The 15,141-nt window shown below is 74.9% G+C and carries 14 protein-coding genes; 8 read left to right on the top strand and 6 right to left on the bottom strand.

All coding sequences use genetic code 11. The features are described from left to right. Positions 1-6: 6 nt before the first annotated feature. Positions 7-1,635, bottom strand: coding sequence for an AMP-binding protein (locus ACQ452_RS04815; protein ID WP_433390191.1), 1,629 nt, complete (start codon positions 1,633-1,635; stop codon positions 7-9). Between the two features lie 121 nt (positions 1,636-1,756). On the opposite strand from ACQ452_RS04815, the gene ACQ452_RS04820 reads away from it, so the two are divergent. After that, the gene (locus tag ACQ452_RS04820; protein ID WP_433390194.1) at positions 1,757-2,629 is read left to right on the top strand and encodes a GNAT family N-acetyltransferase; all 873 of its coding nucleotides are present in this window, start codon (positions 1,757-1,759) and stop codon (positions 2,627-2,629) included. A 66-nt stretch (positions 2,630-2,695) separates the two neighbouring features. Then, a complete protein-coding gene (locus ACQ452_RS04825) occupies positions 2,696-3,196 on the top strand; it encodes a peptidoglycan-binding domain-containing protein (RefSeq protein WP_433390197.1) in 501 nt (166 codons plus the stop codon). A gap of 141 nt (positions 3,197-3,337) precedes the next feature. On the opposite strand, the gene ACQ452_RS04830 is transcribed toward ACQ452_RS04825, so the two are convergent. Further along, positions 3,338-4,009: a hypothetical protein gene (locus ACQ452_RS04830; protein ID WP_433390200.1), complete on the bottom strand. Its 672-nt coding sequence runs from the start codon at positions 4,007-4,009 to the stop codon at positions 3,338-3,340. A gap of 23 nt (positions 4,010-4,032) precedes the next feature. Between ACQ452_RS04830 and ACQ452_RS04835 the strand changes: the two genes are divergently transcribed. Beyond that, positions 4,033-4,551, top strand: coding sequence for an acyl-CoA thioesterase (locus tag ACQ452_RS04835; RefSeq protein ID WP_433390202.1), 519 nt, complete (start codon positions 4,033-4,035; stop codon positions 4,549-4,551). Positions 4,552-4,668: 117 nt separating this feature from the next. Continuing rightward, positions 4,669-6,702, top strand: a complete 2,034-nt coding sequence (locus ACQ452_RS04840; protein WP_433390204.1) for an acetoacetate--CoA ligase — start codon at positions 4,669-4,671, stop codon at positions 6,700-6,702. A 32-nt stretch (positions 6,703-6,734) separates the two neighbouring features. Here ACQ452_RS04840 and ACQ452_RS04845 read toward each other — a convergent pair whose 3' ends face one another. Next, positions 6,735-7,424 (bottom strand): TIGR03089 family protein, encoded by a 690-nt coding sequence (locus ACQ452_RS04845; protein ID WP_433390206.1) that lies wholly within the window; start codon positions 7,422-7,424, stop codon positions 6,735-6,737. Positions 7,425-7,573: 149 nt separating this feature from the next. On the opposite strand from ACQ452_RS04845, the gene ACQ452_RS04850 reads away from it, so the two are divergent. Both ACQ452_RS04850 and ACQ452_RS04855 read left to right on the top strand, forming a co-directional pair. Next, a complete protein-coding gene (locus ACQ452_RS04850; protein WP_433390208.1) occupies positions 7,574-8,719 on the top strand; it encodes a glycosyltransferase family 4 protein in 1,146 nt (381 codons plus the stop codon). Positions 8,720-8,780: 61 nt separating this feature from the next. Next, positions 8,781-9,872: a mannose-1-phosphate guanylyltransferase gene (locus tag ACQ452_RS04855; protein WP_433390210.1), complete on the top strand. Its 1,092-nt coding sequence runs from the start codon at positions 8,781-8,783 to the stop codon at positions 9,870-9,872. Here the strand turns inward: ACQ452_RS04855 and ACQ452_RS04860 are convergent. Further along, positions 9,841-10,455: an NUDIX hydrolase gene (locus ACQ452_RS04860; protein ID WP_433390212.1), complete on the bottom strand. Its 615-nt coding sequence runs from the start codon at positions 10,453-10,455 to the stop codon at positions 9,841-9,843. The genes ACQ452_RS04855 and ACQ452_RS04860 overlap by 32 nt on opposite strands. Before the next feature lie 308 nt (positions 10,456-10,763). Between ACQ452_RS04860 and ACQ452_RS04865 the strand changes: the two genes are divergently transcribed. Further along, complete coding sequence (locus tag ACQ452_RS04865; RefSeq protein ID WP_433390215.1) at positions 10,764-11,768, top strand: ArsR/SmtB family transcription factor; 1,005 nt, start codon at positions 10,764-10,766, stop codon at positions 11,766-11,768. A gap of 9 nt (positions 11,769-11,777) precedes the next feature. Here ACQ452_RS04865 and ACQ452_RS04870 read toward each other — a convergent pair whose 3' ends face one another. Then, positions 11,778-12,866, bottom strand: coding sequence for a coenzyme F420-0:L-glutamate ligase (locus tag ACQ452_RS04870; protein WP_433390217.1), 1,089 nt, complete (start codon positions 12,864-12,866; stop codon positions 11,778-11,780). After that, complete coding sequence (gene cofD, locus ACQ452_RS04875) at positions 12,863-13,837, bottom strand: 2-phospho-L-lactate transferase (RefSeq protein WP_433390220.1); 975 nt, start codon at positions 13,835-13,837, stop codon at positions 12,863-12,865. The genes ACQ452_RS04870 and cofD overlap by 4 nt, the downstream gene beginning before the upstream one ends. A 99-nt stretch (positions 13,838-13,936) precedes the next feature. Here cofD and ACQ452_RS04880 point away from each other — a divergent pair, with 99 nt between their 5' ends. Continuing rightward, the gene (locus ACQ452_RS04880; RefSeq protein WP_433390222.1) at positions 13,937-14,956 is read left to right on the top strand and encodes a hypothetical protein; all 1,020 of its coding nucleotides are present in this window, start codon (positions 13,937-13,939) and stop codon (positions 14,954-14,956) included. The last annotated feature ends 185 nt before the right edge of the window (positions 14,957-15,141 follow it).

Genomic DNA, 15,141 nt, shown 5'->3' on the forward strand with positions numbered 1-15,141 from the left:
CCGGGCTCACCCCGTCGTCCGACCCCACTCCCCGCGCTGGTAACGCCGCCGCGCCTCGGCGCGGCGTAGCTTGCCCGAGGTGGTCTTCGGCAGCTGACGTGGCGGCACCGTGCGCACCTCCGCCGGCGCGACGCCGATGCGGTCGACGACGGCGGCCCGCACCGCGCGGCGGACCACCTCGGGCCGGATGTCCGTGGTCTCCACCGCCACGACCAGGCGTTCGCCGTCCGGAGAGGGCACGCCGAACGCCACCACCCCGCCGGCCCGGACCCCCGGTACCACCGCCGCCGCGGCCTCCACGTCGGCGGGATGGACGTTGCGTCCCCCCACGATGACCAGATCCTTCTCCCGGCCGCAGACCACCAACTCGCCGTCGACGACGTAGCCCAGATCGCCGGTACGCAGCCAACCGGCGGGCGGCCCCGCCGGCTCGCCCCAGTACCGTCCGACCACCGACGGCCCGCCCACCTCGATGTGACCCACCCGCCGGTCGCCGAGCGCGACCCCCGTGTGCTGGTCCACGATCCGCACCGATGCCCCCGGCACCGGGCGGCCGAGGCGTACCAGCGCCCGCTGCCGGCCGCCCTCGGTGGCGGGCATCGCGATCCCCCGCGCCGCCAGCACGTCCGGATCGACCCGGTCCACCCGCAGCCCTCGCCCCCGGGGCGGACAGGTCACGGCGAGGGTGGACTCGGCCAACCCGTACGCCGGTGTGAACACGCGCGGATCGAGCCCGTGGCGCGCGGCCTCGTCGAGGAAGCCGGCCATGGTCGACGCGTCGACCGGCTCACCTCCCGACACCAGGTGCCGCAGTGAGCTGAGATCCGCCTCCGGTGACCGGCGCAGCAGCCGCGTCAGCAGCGCGAACGCGAAGTTCGGTCCCCCGGACCAGGTCGGCCGGTAGGTCCGCACAGCCGCCAACCACACCGCCGGCTGGCGGACGAACGCCGCCGGCGAGACCAGCACCGCGGCGCAGCCGCACGTCATCGTCAACGTCAACGCGCCGACCAACCCCATGTCGTGATAGAGCGGCAACCAGCTCAGCAGGGGCCCCGGATGGTCCCGCTCGTGGTCCGTGGCGTCCCGGATGGCCCTCAGGTTGGCCGCCAGGTGCGCGTGGCTGACCGGGACGCCGCGCGGTCGCCGGGTGGACCCGCTCGTGTACTGGAGCACGGCCAGATCTGTGGGGTCCGGACGGGTCACCACCGTCGGCGTCGAGCCGGCCGCCCGGCGGACCAGCGCCGCCAGCGACACCAGCGGCGTACCGGGCGGGACGGCGCCCGCCGGCACCTCATCGGCGGCCACCACGAGGTGGAACCCCGCGTCCGCCGCCACGGCGCGGGTCAGCTCGTGCCGGTCGACCCCGCCCCGGCGGGGCGGCACCGGCAGGACGGTGACCGCACCGCCAACCAGCCAGACCCCCTGGAGCGTGGCGATCAGCTCCACCCCGGTGTCCGCGAGCAGCCCCACCCGGCAGCCCGGACCCAGCCCGTCCCGACGCAGCACCCCGGCGATCCGGCGGGCGAGCAGGTCCACCTCCGCCCAGGTGCCCCGCGTCGTCTCCCCGCTCCCGGTGAGCACGGTCAGGGCACCGTCGCCGGGGCGGTCCAGGATCGCGTCGACCACAGTCCTCATGCCCCGCACGCTGCGCGCCACCGGTCAGAGGCGGATCAGAACCGGCTCTGACGCCGCGCTGAGGCGGCGATGACCGACGGGAACCAACGTTGCGGTGGACGTCGAGAGAAGGGACACCCGGATGACGGTCGACACCCTGGGCACCAGCCGCCGGGAGGCGTACCGCGAGCAACTCGCCGAACTGCTCGCCCGCGACGTCGCGGAACTCACCGACGGCGCCCGACTGGCAGACCAGCTGCACCTCGACAGCCTGGCCATGATGAGCCTGCTGGCGTGGCTCGACGAACACGGCGTGGCACTGGACGCGGCGCACCCGCCGGCCAGCGTGGCGGACGTGCTCAGCCTGGCCGAGCGGGCCACCGGCTTTCCCGGCCTGTCGATCCAGGTCGTCACCGGACAGCCGGGCGACGCCGTCGGCGTGACCGCGCCCGGCCCGCCCCGCCCGCAGCCGGTGGCCGACCCGCTGGTGCCGGTGCTCGCTGACCGGGCCGTCCGGCTGGCCGCCGTCGAACCCGACGACATCGACTTCCTCTACTCGCTGGCGACGATGCCGGAGACCTGCTTCCGCTGGCGTTACCGGGGCGCGCCGCCGTCGTTCGAGCGGTTCATGGAGGACCTGTGGCGGCAGGTGCTCGTGCAGTTCGTCGTACGCCGGGCCGCAGACGGCCAGCCGATCGGTCAGGTGGTCGCCTACGCCGCCGACCCGGCCATGCGGCACCTCTACGTCGGCGCCGTCTTCCACCCGAGGTACGCGGGCGTCGGGCTGGCCGCCCGGTCGGTCGAGCGGTTCGTGCGCTACCTCTTCCACACGTTCCCGCTGCACAAGATCTATTTCGAGATCCCCGGCTTCAACTGGTCACAGGTGAGCAGCGGGCGGGACCGGTTCTTCCGGGTGGAGGGCGTGCTGCGCGACCACGACTACTACGCGGGCCGCCACTGGGACCAGCACCTCTGCGCCGTCTACCGGGACGAACCCGGCGCTCCGGATTCGTGACCGTTTCACCGGCAACACCGCACCACCCATAGCCGGCACCAGCCGCCAACAGATCGGAGCCCCACCATGCACCCACACTCCCGCCGCCGGACCCTGCTCGCCCTGGCCGGGGCGACCACCGGCCTCGCCGCCCTGCTCGCCCCGTCGGCGGCGTACGCCGGACCGGCCGCCGAGCGGACCGCCCCCGAGCCGGTCGCCCCGCAGCCCGGCGCGGCCGAGGGCGGCGGTGTCGGGGCCGCCGCCGCCGTCTGCCAGAGCTGGACGGACTTCGTGACCGGCACCGGGTACACCGTCCCCATCCCCAGCATCACCCGCGACGGCGGTGAGGCGAACTGCACCCTGGTGCGGGGACACAAGAACGACGGCGTCTACAAGCTCCAGAACGCGCTGAACCGCTGCTATGGCCGGAACCTCACGCAGGACGGCGATTTCGGTGCGGCTACCGAGAAGGCGGTGCGGTACGTGCAGACGCTCCGCAGGATCACCGTGGACGGTACCTACGGGCCGAACACCCGGGCCGCGATGACCTGGCCGAAGTACTACAACGGCAAATTCAGCCACTGCTGACGGCGGGGTCGGGCGACCTGGGCCGACCCGCCGATCAGTAGGTCAGCCTCGTGCGCCCCGATTCGTCCCGGGGCGCGCGGGCGGCCGTACGGGGGGTGGGCCCCGGTTCCCCGGTCTCGGCCGGGGAACCGGGGCCCCTGGTCAGGACCGGTCCTGTCGGAGGTCGGTGGTGGTCTCCTCGGGCCGGCTGGTGCCCCGGGGCGGCGCCGACCACGGTGACTCCCCGCCGCCGCGGCGGGGCAGCGGATCGGTCGGTGTCGGATCCGGGTAGCCGAGGCTCGCCGGCGGGGTGTCCCGCTCGGCCTGGTCGGCCGGCGGCCAGTCGGTCAGCGTGTAGTCGGTGCGCTCCGGCCCCTCGGCCTGCGCTGGCGCGGGCGCGGCCACCGGGCACGGCCACCGTCGCCACCGCTGCCCGCTGAAGGTGGCCATGACCAGCAGCAGGCCGATCAGGAAGAGCGTGCCGTTCTCCACCGGAACGTGCAGCGGCAGGGGATCGCCGAAGACCTTCCAGCCGTCCGGGATGCGGTCCCGGACCTGGAAGGGCGCGGCGAACATCGCCACGTACGGGGTGGCGAGCAGCAGCCCCGCCACGAGGGGACCGAGCGGTGAGGTGCGCAGCGTGCCGAGCAGGCCGAGCAGGACCCCGCCGACGGCGAGGTAGACGGCGGGCTCGATGAGGTTGGCCGAGTTGAACGTGCCGATCTCGACCCAGCGGTCGACGGTGCCCGCCGACCCGTGCTGCCCGAGGGTGACCAGCACCCACGTGACGGGCGCCACCACCAACCCCGCGAGGAAGCTCCAGAGATGTCGCATCCGCGCACCGTACCGTTTTCGGCATGACCGAGCAGTCCACCACCGCGCCGAACGGCAAGCCGACCTCATACTCCCGGGTGACCCTGAGCCGGATCATGACCGCGGTCGACGTCAACCTCTACGGCACCGTGCACGGCGGGGTGCTGATGAAGTTCATCGACGACGTGGCGGGGGCCGCCGCCGCCCGGCACAGCGGCGGCACGGCGGTGACCGCCGCCATCGACGAGATCGTCTTCACGGAGGCGGTCCGGGTCGGGGACCTGCTGCACGCGCACGCGCAGGTGAACTGGACCGGGCAGACGTCGATGGAGGTCGGCGTGCGGGTGGTGGCCGAGCGGTGGGACTCGGCCGAGGACGAGCCGGTGCGGGTGGCGACCGCGTACCTCGTCTTCGTGGGCGTCGACCTCGGCGGCGCGCCGCGGCCGGTCCGGCAGGTGCTGCCGGAGAGCCCGCAGGACGAGCGCCGCTACCGGGAGGCGGAGATCCGTCGCGCCCACCGGTTGGCCCGCCGGCGCGCCATCCAGGCCCACCGCGCCGGCTGAGCGCCGGGCAGGTGAGGAATGTGCCCTTCCCTGCACTCGGCCCGCGGCGTGCGGTGAGGGAAGATGGCGCGACGGCCCGGTGCACAGTGTCGTGCGGGGCCAGGGGAGGGTGAAGCGGTGGGTGACGTGCTGTGGACGCCGCCGGCGGACGTACGCGAGCGGTCCCGGATCGGGAGCTACCTGCGCTGGCTGCGGGAGCACCGGGGGCTGGACTTCGCCGACTACGACGAGCTGTGGCGCTGGTCGGTCTCGGACCTCGACGCGTTCTGGCGCTCGATCTGGGACCACTTCGAGGTCGTCGCGCACACCCCGCCGACCGCCACCCTGACCGACCGGGGCATGCCCGGCGCCCGCTGGTTCCCCGGGGCCACCCTGAACTACGCGGAGAACGTGCTGCGGATGCCGGGCCGGGCCGACGGCGACCCGGTGGTGATCGCGCACGGCCAGACCCGCGCGCCGGTCACCCTCACCGCCGCCGGGCTGCGCGAGCAGGTCCGTCGGGTGGCGGCCGGGTTGCGCCGGCTCGGCGTCGCCGCCGGCGACCGGGTGGCCGCCTACGCCCCGAACATCCCCGAGACGTACGTGCTGCTGCTGGCCACCAGCAGCCTGGGTGCCATCTTCTCCTCCTGCGCGCCGGAGTTCGGCACCCGCAGCGTCACCGACCGGTGGCAGCAGATCGAGCCGAAGGTCCTGGTCGCGGTGGACGGCTACCGCTACGGCGAGAAGCCGGTGGACCGGCGCGGCGAGGTGGCCGCGATCGCCGCCGCCCTGCCGTCGCTGGAGCACGTCGTCACCATCGCCTACCTGGACCCGGCCGGCCCCGACGGCCCCGGTCCGGCCGCCGCGCCGCCCGGCGGCGCGGCGGACCGGACGATGGCCGCGCTGCCCTGGTCGGAGCTGGCGGCGCCCACCGACGAGCCGCTGACCTTCACCCCGGTCGCCTTCGACCACCCGCTGTACGTGCTCTACTCCTCCGGCACCACGGGCCTGCCCAAGCCCATCGTGCACGGCCACGGCGGCATCCTGCTGGAACACCTGAAGATGCTGGCCCTGCACCACGACCTGGGCCCGGCGGACCGGTTCTTCTGGTTCACCACCACCGGCTGGATGATGTGGAACTTCCTGGTCTCCGGGCCGGCGGTGGGCGCGGCGATCGTGCTCTTCGACGGCAACCCGGCCCACCCCGACCTGGGGGCGCTGTGGCGGCTGGCCGAGGAGACCGGCACGACCTACCTCGGCACGTCCGCGCCGTTCCTGCTGGCCTGCCGCAAGGCGGGGCTGGTGCCGAAGGACGTCGCCGACCTCTCCGCGCTGCGCGGGGTCGGCTCGACCGGAGCGCCGCTGCCCGCCGAGGGCTACACCTGGGTGTACGAGACGGTCGGCGACGACCTCCAGCTCCAGTCGCTCTCCGGCGGCACGGACGTCTGCACCGGCTTCGTCGGCGGGGTCCCGCTGCTGCCGGTGCACGCCGGGGAGATCGCCTGCCGGGCGCTCGGCGCGAAGGTGGAGGCCCGTTCGGCCGACGGCACCCCCGTCATCGGCGAGCTGGGCGAGCTGGTGATCACCGAGCCGATGCCGAGCATGCCGGTGGGTTTCTGGAACGACGCGGACGGCACCCGCTACCGGGAGGCGTACTTCGACCTGTATCCGGGCGTCTGGCGGCACGGCGACTGGATCACCGTCAACGACCGGGGCGGCTGCGTGATCACGGGCCGCTCCGACGCCACCCTCAACCGGGGCGGGGTGCGGCTCGGCACCGCCGAGTTCTACTCGGTGGTCGAGGGGCTCGACGAGGTCGTCGACTCGGTGGTCGTGCACCTGGAGGACGACGAGGGCGGCGCGGGGGAACTGCTGCTGTTCGTGGTGCTCGCCGAGGGGCTGGAGCTGGACGACGCGATGCGCGGGACGATCTGCCGCGAGCTGCGTACCGCGCTGTCGCCCCGGCACGTACCGGACGAGATCCACCAGGTGCGGGCCGTGCCGCGCACCCTGTCGGCGAAGAAGCTGGAGGTGCCGGTGAAGAAGATCCTCACGGGCACCCCGGTGGACTCGGCGGCGGCCCGGGGCGCCCTGGCCAACCCGGAGTCCCTCACGGCCTTCGCCACCCTCGCCCGCCGCCGCGCCCCCCACACCGGACCCACCCCCGGCTGACGGCACCCCGCCCGCCGGTGCGCGGGGGCGGATCAGGGCAGGGTGCGGGTGACCTTCTCCGTGCTCGCGCGGGCGGGCAGCGCCGACGGGTCCAGGTTGGCGCAGAGGACCGCGCTCGCGCCCGCCGTCAGCGGGGCGAGCAGCCAGTCGACCGGGTCGGGGTACGCGGCCGTGTCGACCAGGACCCGGCCGCCGGGCGAGATGCCCAGCTCCGCCGCACGGGCGCGCGTGCGGGCCAGCAGCTCCGCGTCGCCCGGGCCGCCCCGCCCGGACGGGCCGAAGTGGTCGCCGTGCGTGCGTACGTGCGACACGAAGTCGGCGTAGCCGGGCGGGACCTCGCGCATCGGCAGGGCGAACGGGTCCAGCGCGAGGACGTACCGCTCGCCCGCCGACCAGGCGTCCGCCTCGCCGAGCCGCGCGGCGGCGGCGAAGAGCACGTCCACGTCGCCCGGCGTGTCGGCCACGGTCAGCCCGGCCGACCAGCAGCCGAGCAGCACCGCGGCGGTCTGCCAGTGTGGGGGCAGCGCCACCCCGGCGACGTCACCGGGGGCCAGGGCCACCTCGTCGACGAGCAGGTTGGCGGTCTTGGCGACCCAGTTCGCCAGCGTCGCGCCGGAAAGCTCGGTCCGTTCGCCCGTGGCGTCGTCGTACCAGGTCAGCAGCGGTCGGGTCGGGTCGGTCGCGATCACGTCGGCGAAGACCCGGGCAATGTTGTCGGCCATCGGGGCGAACGATACGCCCCGGTGGCCGGACCCGACGACGGCGACAAGTCCGCGTACCGTCGGGTCGCAGTCAGCGTCGGCGCCGGGCTCCGGCGTAGGCTTGCCGGAGTGTTGTTCCCCACAGGCCCGTCAGTGCAAGGAGTCGCCCCGTGACCGCCGGTCGCCCGCCCCGCGTGCTCATCGACGCCACCAGCGTCCCCGTCGACCGCGGCGGCGTCGGTCGATACGTCGACGGCCTGCTCGGTGCCCTCGGCAAGGTGTGCGGGTCGGGGGTGGATCTGGCCGTCGTCAGCCTCCGTACCGACCTGGAGCGCTACACCCGGATGCTGCCCGGGGCGGAGATCATTCCCGCGCCGGCCGCCGTCGCGCACCGCCCCGCCCGGCTCGCCTGGGAACAGACCGGCCTGCCGCTGCTCGCCCAGCAGGTGGGCGCGCAGGTGCTGCACTCGCCCTTCTACACCTGCCCGCTGCGCGCCGGCTGTCCGGTCACGGTGACCGTGCACGACGCGACGTTCTTCACCGAGCCGGAGCACTACGACAAGTCGCGGCGCACCTTCTTCCGCAGCGCGATCAAGACCTCGCTGCGCCGCGCCAGCCGGGTGATCGTGCCGAGCAAGGCCACCCGGGACGAGCTGATCCGGCTTCTCGACGCCGACCCCACCCGGATCGACGTCGCCTACCACGGTGTCGACCACTCCGCCTTCCACGCGCCCAGCGACGAGGAGAAGGCCCGCGTGCGGGCCCGGCTGGGGCTCGGGGGCACCAACTACGTGGCCTTCCTGGGCGCCAAGGAGCCGCGCAAGAACGTGCCGAACCTGATCCGTGGCTGGGCCCGCGCGGTGGCCGAGCGGGCGGATCCGCCGGCCCTGGTGATCGCCGGCGGCCAGGGGCACGACGACGACATCGACCGCGCGGTGGCGGAGGTCCCGTCGCACCTGCGGCTGCTGCGCCCCGGCTATCTCCGCTACGCGGACCTGCCCGGTTTCCTCGGCGGGGCGCTGGTGGCCGCCTATCCGTCCTACGGGGAGGGCTTCGGCCTGCCGATCCTGGAGGCGATGGCGTGCGCCGCCCCGGTGCTCACCACGCCCCGGCTGTCGCTGCCCGAGGTGGGCGGCGACGCGGTCGCGTACACCAGCGAGGCACCCGACCAGATCGCCACCGACCTGGCCGCGCTGCTCGACGACGAGCCCCGGCGGCTGGCACTGGCCAAGGCCGGTTTCGACCGGGCCAAGGAGTTCACCTGGGAGTCCAGCGCCGAGGTGCACATCGCGGCCTGGAGCCGGGTGCGGTCCTGACCGCCCCGCCGCGCGGTCCGAGAGTGCGTCCCCGCTCGCCCGGATCGGGCATGATGTGCGGGTGATCTACGCCGTCATCCCGGCGGGTGGCAGTGGCACGAGGTTGTGGCCGCTGTCCCGTGCCGGCCACCCCAAGTTCCTCCATCCGCTGACCGGCTCCGCCGCCTCGCTGCTCCAGGCGACGGTGGACCGGCTGGGCCCGTTGGCCACCGCCGAGCGCACCCTCGTGGTCACGGGGACCGCCCACGTGACGGCGGTCGCGCGCCAGCTCACCGGGCTGCCGGAGGAGAACATCCTGGTCGAGCCCTCGCCCCGGGACTCGTGTGCGGCGATCGCCCTGGCCGCCGCGGTCATCGCGCGGCGCGACCCGGAGGCGGTGATGGGCTCCTTCGCCGCCGACCACCTGATCGGTGACCCGCAGCGGTGGCGGGAGGTCGTCCGGGAGGCGGTACGCGGCGCCGAGCGGGGCCTGCTGATGACTGTCGGCATCACCCCGACCCGGGCCGAGACCGGCTACGGCTACCTGGAGACCGGCGACCCGGTCGACGGGGGGCCGCTGCGCCCGGTGGCCGAGTTCAAGGAGAAGCCCAGCGCGGAGGTGGCCGAGGCGTACCTGCGTTCCGGGCGGCACCTCTGGAACGCCAGCATGTTCGTCTGGCGGGTCGACGTGTTCCTCGCCGAGCTGGCCCGCCAGCAGCCCGCCCTGCACGCCGGGATCAGCGCGATCGCCGGGGCGTGGGGCACGGAGGACCAGGACGACGTGCTCGGCACGGTCTGGCCCACGCTGCCGAAGATCTCCGTCGACTATGCGGTGATGGAGGGCGCGGCGACCGCCGGCCGGGTGGCGACGGTGCCGGGCGACTTCGGGTGGAACGACATCGGCGACTTCCACACCCTCGGTGAGGTGCTGCCCGCCGACGCGGACGGCAACGTGGTGCTCGGCACCGACGCGAAGCCGGGCGTGTTGCTGCGCGACAGCGGCGGGCTGGTGGTGGTGCCGCACTCCGGGCGGCTGGTGGCCGCCGTCGGCGTACACGATCTGATCATCGTCGACACCCCGGACGCGCTGCTGATCTGCCCCCGGAGCCGGGCGCAGGAGGTCAAGAAGGTCGTCGACGAGCTCAAGGAACGGGGCGAAGAGGGGCTCGTCTGAGCGCGGCCAGGGCCGGGGCGAGCAGGCGTGCCGTCCCGCCGGCCAGCGGCTCCGGCAGCTGGTCCGGCGGGAACCAGCCCAGTGCCTCGGATTCCTCGCTGACCTGTGCGACCGCGCCGGGCGGCGCGAGGACCGCGAAGCGCACGTCGTGGTGCAGCGAGCCGCCCTGGCAGCCCACCGGGTGGATGTCGACGTCGATCGGCACCGGGTCGATGCGCAGGCCGGTGATGCCGGACTCCTCGCCGGCCTCGCGCAGGGCGGCGGCGGCGAGGGTCGGGTCGGCCGGCTCGCAGTGCCCACCGAGCTGCACCCACCGCCGGAACTTGCCGTGCAGGCAGAGCAGTGCCCGCGACCCGGTGGCGTCGAGCACCAGTGCGCTCGCCGTGACGTGCCCGCCGCGGTGCGTCCGGCTCATCGCCACGGGTCCGGCGGCGAGCAGCGCCACGGTGCGGTCCCGGGCCTCGGCGGCGGCGGGGCTGGTCGGCACCCACCGGTGCAGCGTCGCGACGGTGTCGGCGTGCAGTGTGGCGTACGCGTCGGCGTCCGGCGACGGCCGGGGGGCGGCGGTGGGGGAGTCGGCCATCTGGACAGGGTACGAGCCGCCGCACGCGCCGGGGTGCCCGCCGCACGTCGACGGCCCGACGACCGGACGACACCTCCACGGAACGTGGCCGCGGACCCTCGTGGTGTCGTCCGGTCGTGGTCCTCACCGCCCGGGTCGGGCGCGTCGGTGACGCGCCCACCCGTGCGCGGGCCCTGGAAGCATGCCGGGCGCGGCCCGGGGATGTCGAGGTCTTTCAGCTCAGGCTTAAAGACGAAGATAAGTGCCGGCCGGGTACAGTGCGAACGGTCGCCGGGTGTCCCCGCTGTCCGGCGACGCGGGAGCCGTCCATGCTGAAGATCTACTTTTCCGCCGAGGACATCCTCCGGACCAGGGTGGCGCCGGCGGCGGATCCCATGTGGGAGCTGGTTCTCAGCCTGCACCTGCTGCCCGGCCGCGGCCGGGACCCGCTGCTGTCGGGCTGGCGGCGCAGCGTGACGCGGGGACTGCGCGAGGGCCGGGACTCGGCGGGGCTGCGGCTGCTGCTGGCGCTCAACCCGCCCCGTGGCTACTTTCCCGACTTCCTCACCCCCTACGAGAGCGTGTCGGGGTTCGAGTCGGGCCTGGAGGCGGTCCGCAGCACCTCCCTGACGCGGCTGCAACGTGACCTGGTGCTGCTCGCCGCCGACGGCGCCCTGCCCGCCGCCGCCCGGCCGCTGGCCCGGGGCGAGTCGGACGCGCTGCGCGGCCTGACCGACGCGATGAGGCGTTACCGCGGCCTGGCGATCGACCCGTACTGGGCCCGGATCCAGGCGGCGGTGACGGCCGACCGGGCCCTGCGCGCCCGGGCCCTGCTCGACGGCGGGGTGGAGGGGCTCATGGCCGGCCTGCGGCCCGCCATGCGGTGGGACTCCGGGGTGCTGGAGATCCGCGACTACCCGCACAGCCGGGAGCTGCACCTGGGCGGGCGCGGGCTGCTGCTGGTGCCGTCGTTCTTCTGCGCGCCCAACCCCGTGGCCCTGCTCGACCCGGAGCTGCCCCCGGTCCTGGTCTACCCGGTGGACCGGCTCGGCGGCCTGCTGCCGTCCCCGGGCGAGCGCAGCGACGCCGACGCGCCGGATCCCGGGCGGGCGGCGCTGGCCGCGCTGGTCGGCCGCACCCGGGCCGCCGTGCTGGCGAGCAGCGACGACGGCTGCACCACCGGCGAGGTGGCCCGCCGGTTGAACATCTCGGCCGCCGCCGCGAGCCAGCACACCACCGTGCTGCGCAACGCCGGCCTGCTGGTCAGCCAGCGCGACCGCAACACCGTCCTGCACACCCTGACCCCGTTGGGGCGGGCGATGCTCAACCCCTGAGCGCCGCCGTCACAGCGCCAGGGCGGCGCTCGCGGCGGTGCCGGGGGGCGGGGGAAGCAGCACGGAGGCGACGCCCTCGGCCGCCAGGGCGGTCCGGAGGCGTTGCAGGTCGGCACCGAAGCGGACCAGGTCGGCCGGGCCGGCCGGGGTGGCCGGTGCGCCGAGCAGCAGCGTCGTCGCCCGCGCCGGCCAGCCCGGCACCCGGGCCATCAGCCCGGCGCGCGCCTCCTCGTCGCAGACCAGGGTGAACAGCGTGCCGGGAGCGACCACGTCCGCGACGGTGCCGATCGCTCGGCGTACGGCCTCCGGGGCGGGTGGGCTCGGGTTGGGGCCGTCCGGCAGGGTGGCGGCGGCGGCCAGCCCGGCGGCCTTCGCCTCGGCGGTGCCCAGCGAGAAGAGGTCCATGGTGGCGTCGCGGACCAGCGCCGCCGCGCCGACGCCGTCGTCCGGTCGGGGCGCGGTGAGGTAGCCGCGCACCACCGCGACCGGCACTTGGTCGCACTTGCCCTTGATCAGCTCACCGGCGCCGGCCAGCTCGTCCACGACCGCCATCTCGGTGAGCTGGAGCTCGTTGCCGTACGGGTCGATCTCGCCCCGGTGGTCGCGGATCGCGTCCATGCCGGCGACGCCGAGCGCCACGTCGGTGAGCCCGTTGCGCCAGGGCCGGCCCATCGTGTCGCTGACGATCACCGCGACGTCCACGCCGTGGCGTTCGCGCAGGGCGGCCCGCAGCGCCCGGGCGGAGGCGTCCGGGTCCTCGGGGAGCAGCACGAGCCGGGTCTTGTCGACGTTCGAGGCGTCGATGCCCGCCGAGGCCATCACGAAGCCGTGGTGGGTCTGCACGATCCGGGTCGCGCCGCGGCTCGCCACCACCCGCGCGGTCTCGGCGGCCAGCACCTCGTCGCGCGCGGCGAGGCGTTCCGGCCCGTCGGCCGGGACGTCGACCAGCCGACCCTCCGCCTTCGAGACGATCTTGCTGGTCACCACCAGCACGTCGCCGTCGCGCAGCCAGGGCGCGGCGCCGGCGATCAGGGCCGCCAGGTCGTCGCCCTCGGACACGTGGCCGATGCCCGGCACCGGCAGGATCTCCAGTCTCATGTCAGCTCCAGCGCGGCGCGGACCATGGCCGCCGTCGCCGCCTCGTCGGTCATCCGCAGCGGCGCCGCCCGTACCGTCACGCCCGGCACCACGGCGTCGGCGTCCTCCTCGGCGACCAGCCAGCCGTCGAGGAGCCCGCCGGCCGACCGGCCGCCGTACATCCGGCCCACCCCGGCCGCACTGCACTCCACCCCCAGCACGTCCAGGCAGCGGTCCGCCATGCCGCGAACCGGGGCGCCGCCGATGATCGGGGCCACGCCGACCACGGGGGCGGGACCGCCGGCGACCGCCTCGCGCAGCCCCGGCACGGCCAGGATCGGGGCGATGCTCACCACCGGGTTGCTCGGCGCGACGAGCACCACGTCGGCCCCGGCGATCGCCGCCAGCACGCCGGGGGCCGGCCGGGCGGTGTCCGCGCCGACGAAGACGAAGCGGTGGGTGGGGATGTCGCCGCGGTGGCGTACCCACCACTCCTGGAAGTGGATCGCCCGCTGCGCGCCGTCGGTGCCGGGGCCGTCCGCGACCGCCGGCCCGCTCACCACCACGTGGGTCTCCAGCCGGTCGTCGGTCGCCGGCAGCAGGCGTACGCCGGGCTGCCAGCGGGCGGCGAGCGCCTCGGTGACCGCGTGCAGGGGGTAGCCGGCGTTGACCATCGTGGTCCGTACGAGGTGGGTCGCGATGTCCTTGTCGCCGAGCCCGAACCAGGTCGGCTCGGCGCCGTACGCGGCCAGTTCCTGCTTGACCACCCAGCTTTCGCCGGTGCGCCCCCAGCCACGTTCGGGATCGGCTCCGCCACCCAGCGTGTACATCACGCTGTCCAGGTCGGGGCAGACCTTGAGCCCGTGCAGGAGCAGATCGTCACCGACGTTGACCACGGCGGTCACCTCGGCGCCGACCTCGCGGGCGTACGCCCGGACGCCGACCAGGAAGCGAGCGCCCCCGATGCCGCCCGTCAGAACCACGATGCGCATGTCGACCATCCTCGCGCACGGGCCGCCTCCGGTCCGCCGGTGGGCGGGGAGACTAGGCTCACGTCGGCAACCGTCCGCATTCGCCCCGAGGGGGAACCCGTGACCAGCCCCGCCGAGCCCGCGTCCCACGACGCGACGCAGGCCAGCCAGCTGACCAAGCCGCTGCGTGAACTCGCCGCGTTCGCGCTGCTCGGCGCGAACGCCGTGTTCCTCTTCGTCGGCCTGATCAGGCTGGTGACTCCGGCCGAGTACACCACGATCGGGGGGCGGGCGGGCAGCGCCTTCTTCGCGTTCGTCGGAATCGAGGCGGTGTTCCTGCCGCTGCTGGCCGTCCTGCTCGCCACGCACGTGCGCCCCCCGGCGCCGAAGGCGAAGCTGATCACCCAGGTCGCCCTGGGCGAGTACGCGGTCAGCCTGCTGTTCGGCGGGCTGACCTTCCTCTTCTGGACCGTCGACCGGCTGGCCGAGGGCGAGTTCCTGGACGCCTTCCTCGGCCTGCTCAGCCGGGTGGCCTGGCTGGCGTTGTTCGCGGTCGCCGCGTACGTCGTGTTCAAGATCTGGCGCACCCTCTACCACGTGCCGAAGCCGAAGCCGCAGCCCGGCATGTACGGCCAGCCGCAGCCGGGTTGGCCCCAGCAGCCGGGCGGCTACCCCGCGCCGGGCCAGCAGGTTCCCGGCCAGCAGGGCGGCTGGCAGGCGCCCACCCAGGGTCAGCAGGCCCCGGGCCAGGGGGGCGGCTGGCAGGCGCCGGGCCCCTACGGCGCCCCGTACGGCCAGCAGGCCGCGCCGTTCCCCGGCGGCCCGCAGGCGGGTTCCCCGTTCAGCCCGGCACCGCAGTCCGCGCCCCCGGCCCCGGCCCCGCAGTCGGCACCGCCGGCCCCGGAGTCCGCGCCGCCGGCCCCGCAGTCCGCGCCCCCGGCGGGCGCCGCGCCGCAGTTCGGCCAGCCGCAGTCCGCGCCGCCGTTCGGCCAGCCGGCGTCGGCCGACCCCACCCAGGCGATCCCGCGTCAGCCGGTGGAGCCCACGGGCCCCACCCAGGCGATCCCGGGCCCCGCCGCCGACGAGACCGACCGCACGCAGCGGATCAACTTCGGCGACACCCCGGACACCCCGCGCTGACCGCGCACCGGTCCCCGCGCTGACCGCGCACCGGTCCCCGCGCTGACCGCGCGTCGATCCACCGAGCGCCCCGCACCCCGTGCGGGGCGCTCGCCTTGTCCCGCCCACCCGGCCGTCGTCGCGGTAGGCGGCGGGCCCGGTCGACGGGGAACAACACCTCTTGAACACGCGACCGCACGGGTGGA

This window comes from Micromonospora sp. KLBMP9576, assembly GCF_050941805.1.
Classification (GTDB): Bacteria; Actinomycetota; Actinomycetes; order Mycobacteriales; family Micromonosporaceae; genus Micromonospora.

Coding starts and splice junctions, on each gene's coding strand:
- ACQ452_RS04825 (WP_433390197.1), top strand. CDS start 2,696: ATGCACCCACACTCCCGCCGCCGGACCCTGCTCGCCCTGGCCGGGGCG.
- ACQ452_RS04835 (WP_433390202.1), top strand. CDS start 4,033: ATGACCGAGCAGTCCACCACCGCGCCGAACGGCAAGCCGACCTCATAC.
- ACQ452_RS04820 (WP_433390194.1), top strand. CDS start 1,757: ATGACGGTCGACACCCTGGGCACCAGCCGCCGGGAGGCGTACCGCGAG.
- ACQ452_RS04870 (WP_433390217.1), bottom strand. CDS start 12,866: ATGAGACTGGAGATCCTGCCGGTGCCGGGCATCGGCCACGTGTCCGAG.
- ACQ452_RS04830 (WP_433390200.1), bottom strand. CDS start 4,009: ATGCGACATCTCTGGAGCTTCCTCGCGGGGTTGGTGGTGGCGCCCGTC.
- ACQ452_RS04845 (WP_433390206.1), bottom strand. CDS start 7,424: ATGGCCGACAACATTGCCCGGGTCTTCGCCGACGTGATCGCGACCGAC.
- ACQ452_RS04865 (WP_433390215.1), top strand. CDS start 10,764: ATGCTGAAGATCTACTTTTCCGCCGAGGACATCCTCCGGACCAGGGTG.
- ACQ452_RS04860 (WP_433390212.1), bottom strand. CDS start 10,455: ATGGCCGACTCCCCCACCGCCGCCCCCCGGCCGTCGCCGGACGCCGAC.
- ACQ452_RS04815 (WP_433390191.1), bottom strand. CDS start 1,635: ATGAGGACTGTGGTCGACGCGATCCTGGACCGCCCCGGCGACGGTGCC.
- cofD (WP_433390220.1), bottom strand. CDS start 13,837: ATGCGCATCGTGGTTCTGACGGGCGGCATCGGGGGCGCTCGCTTCCTG.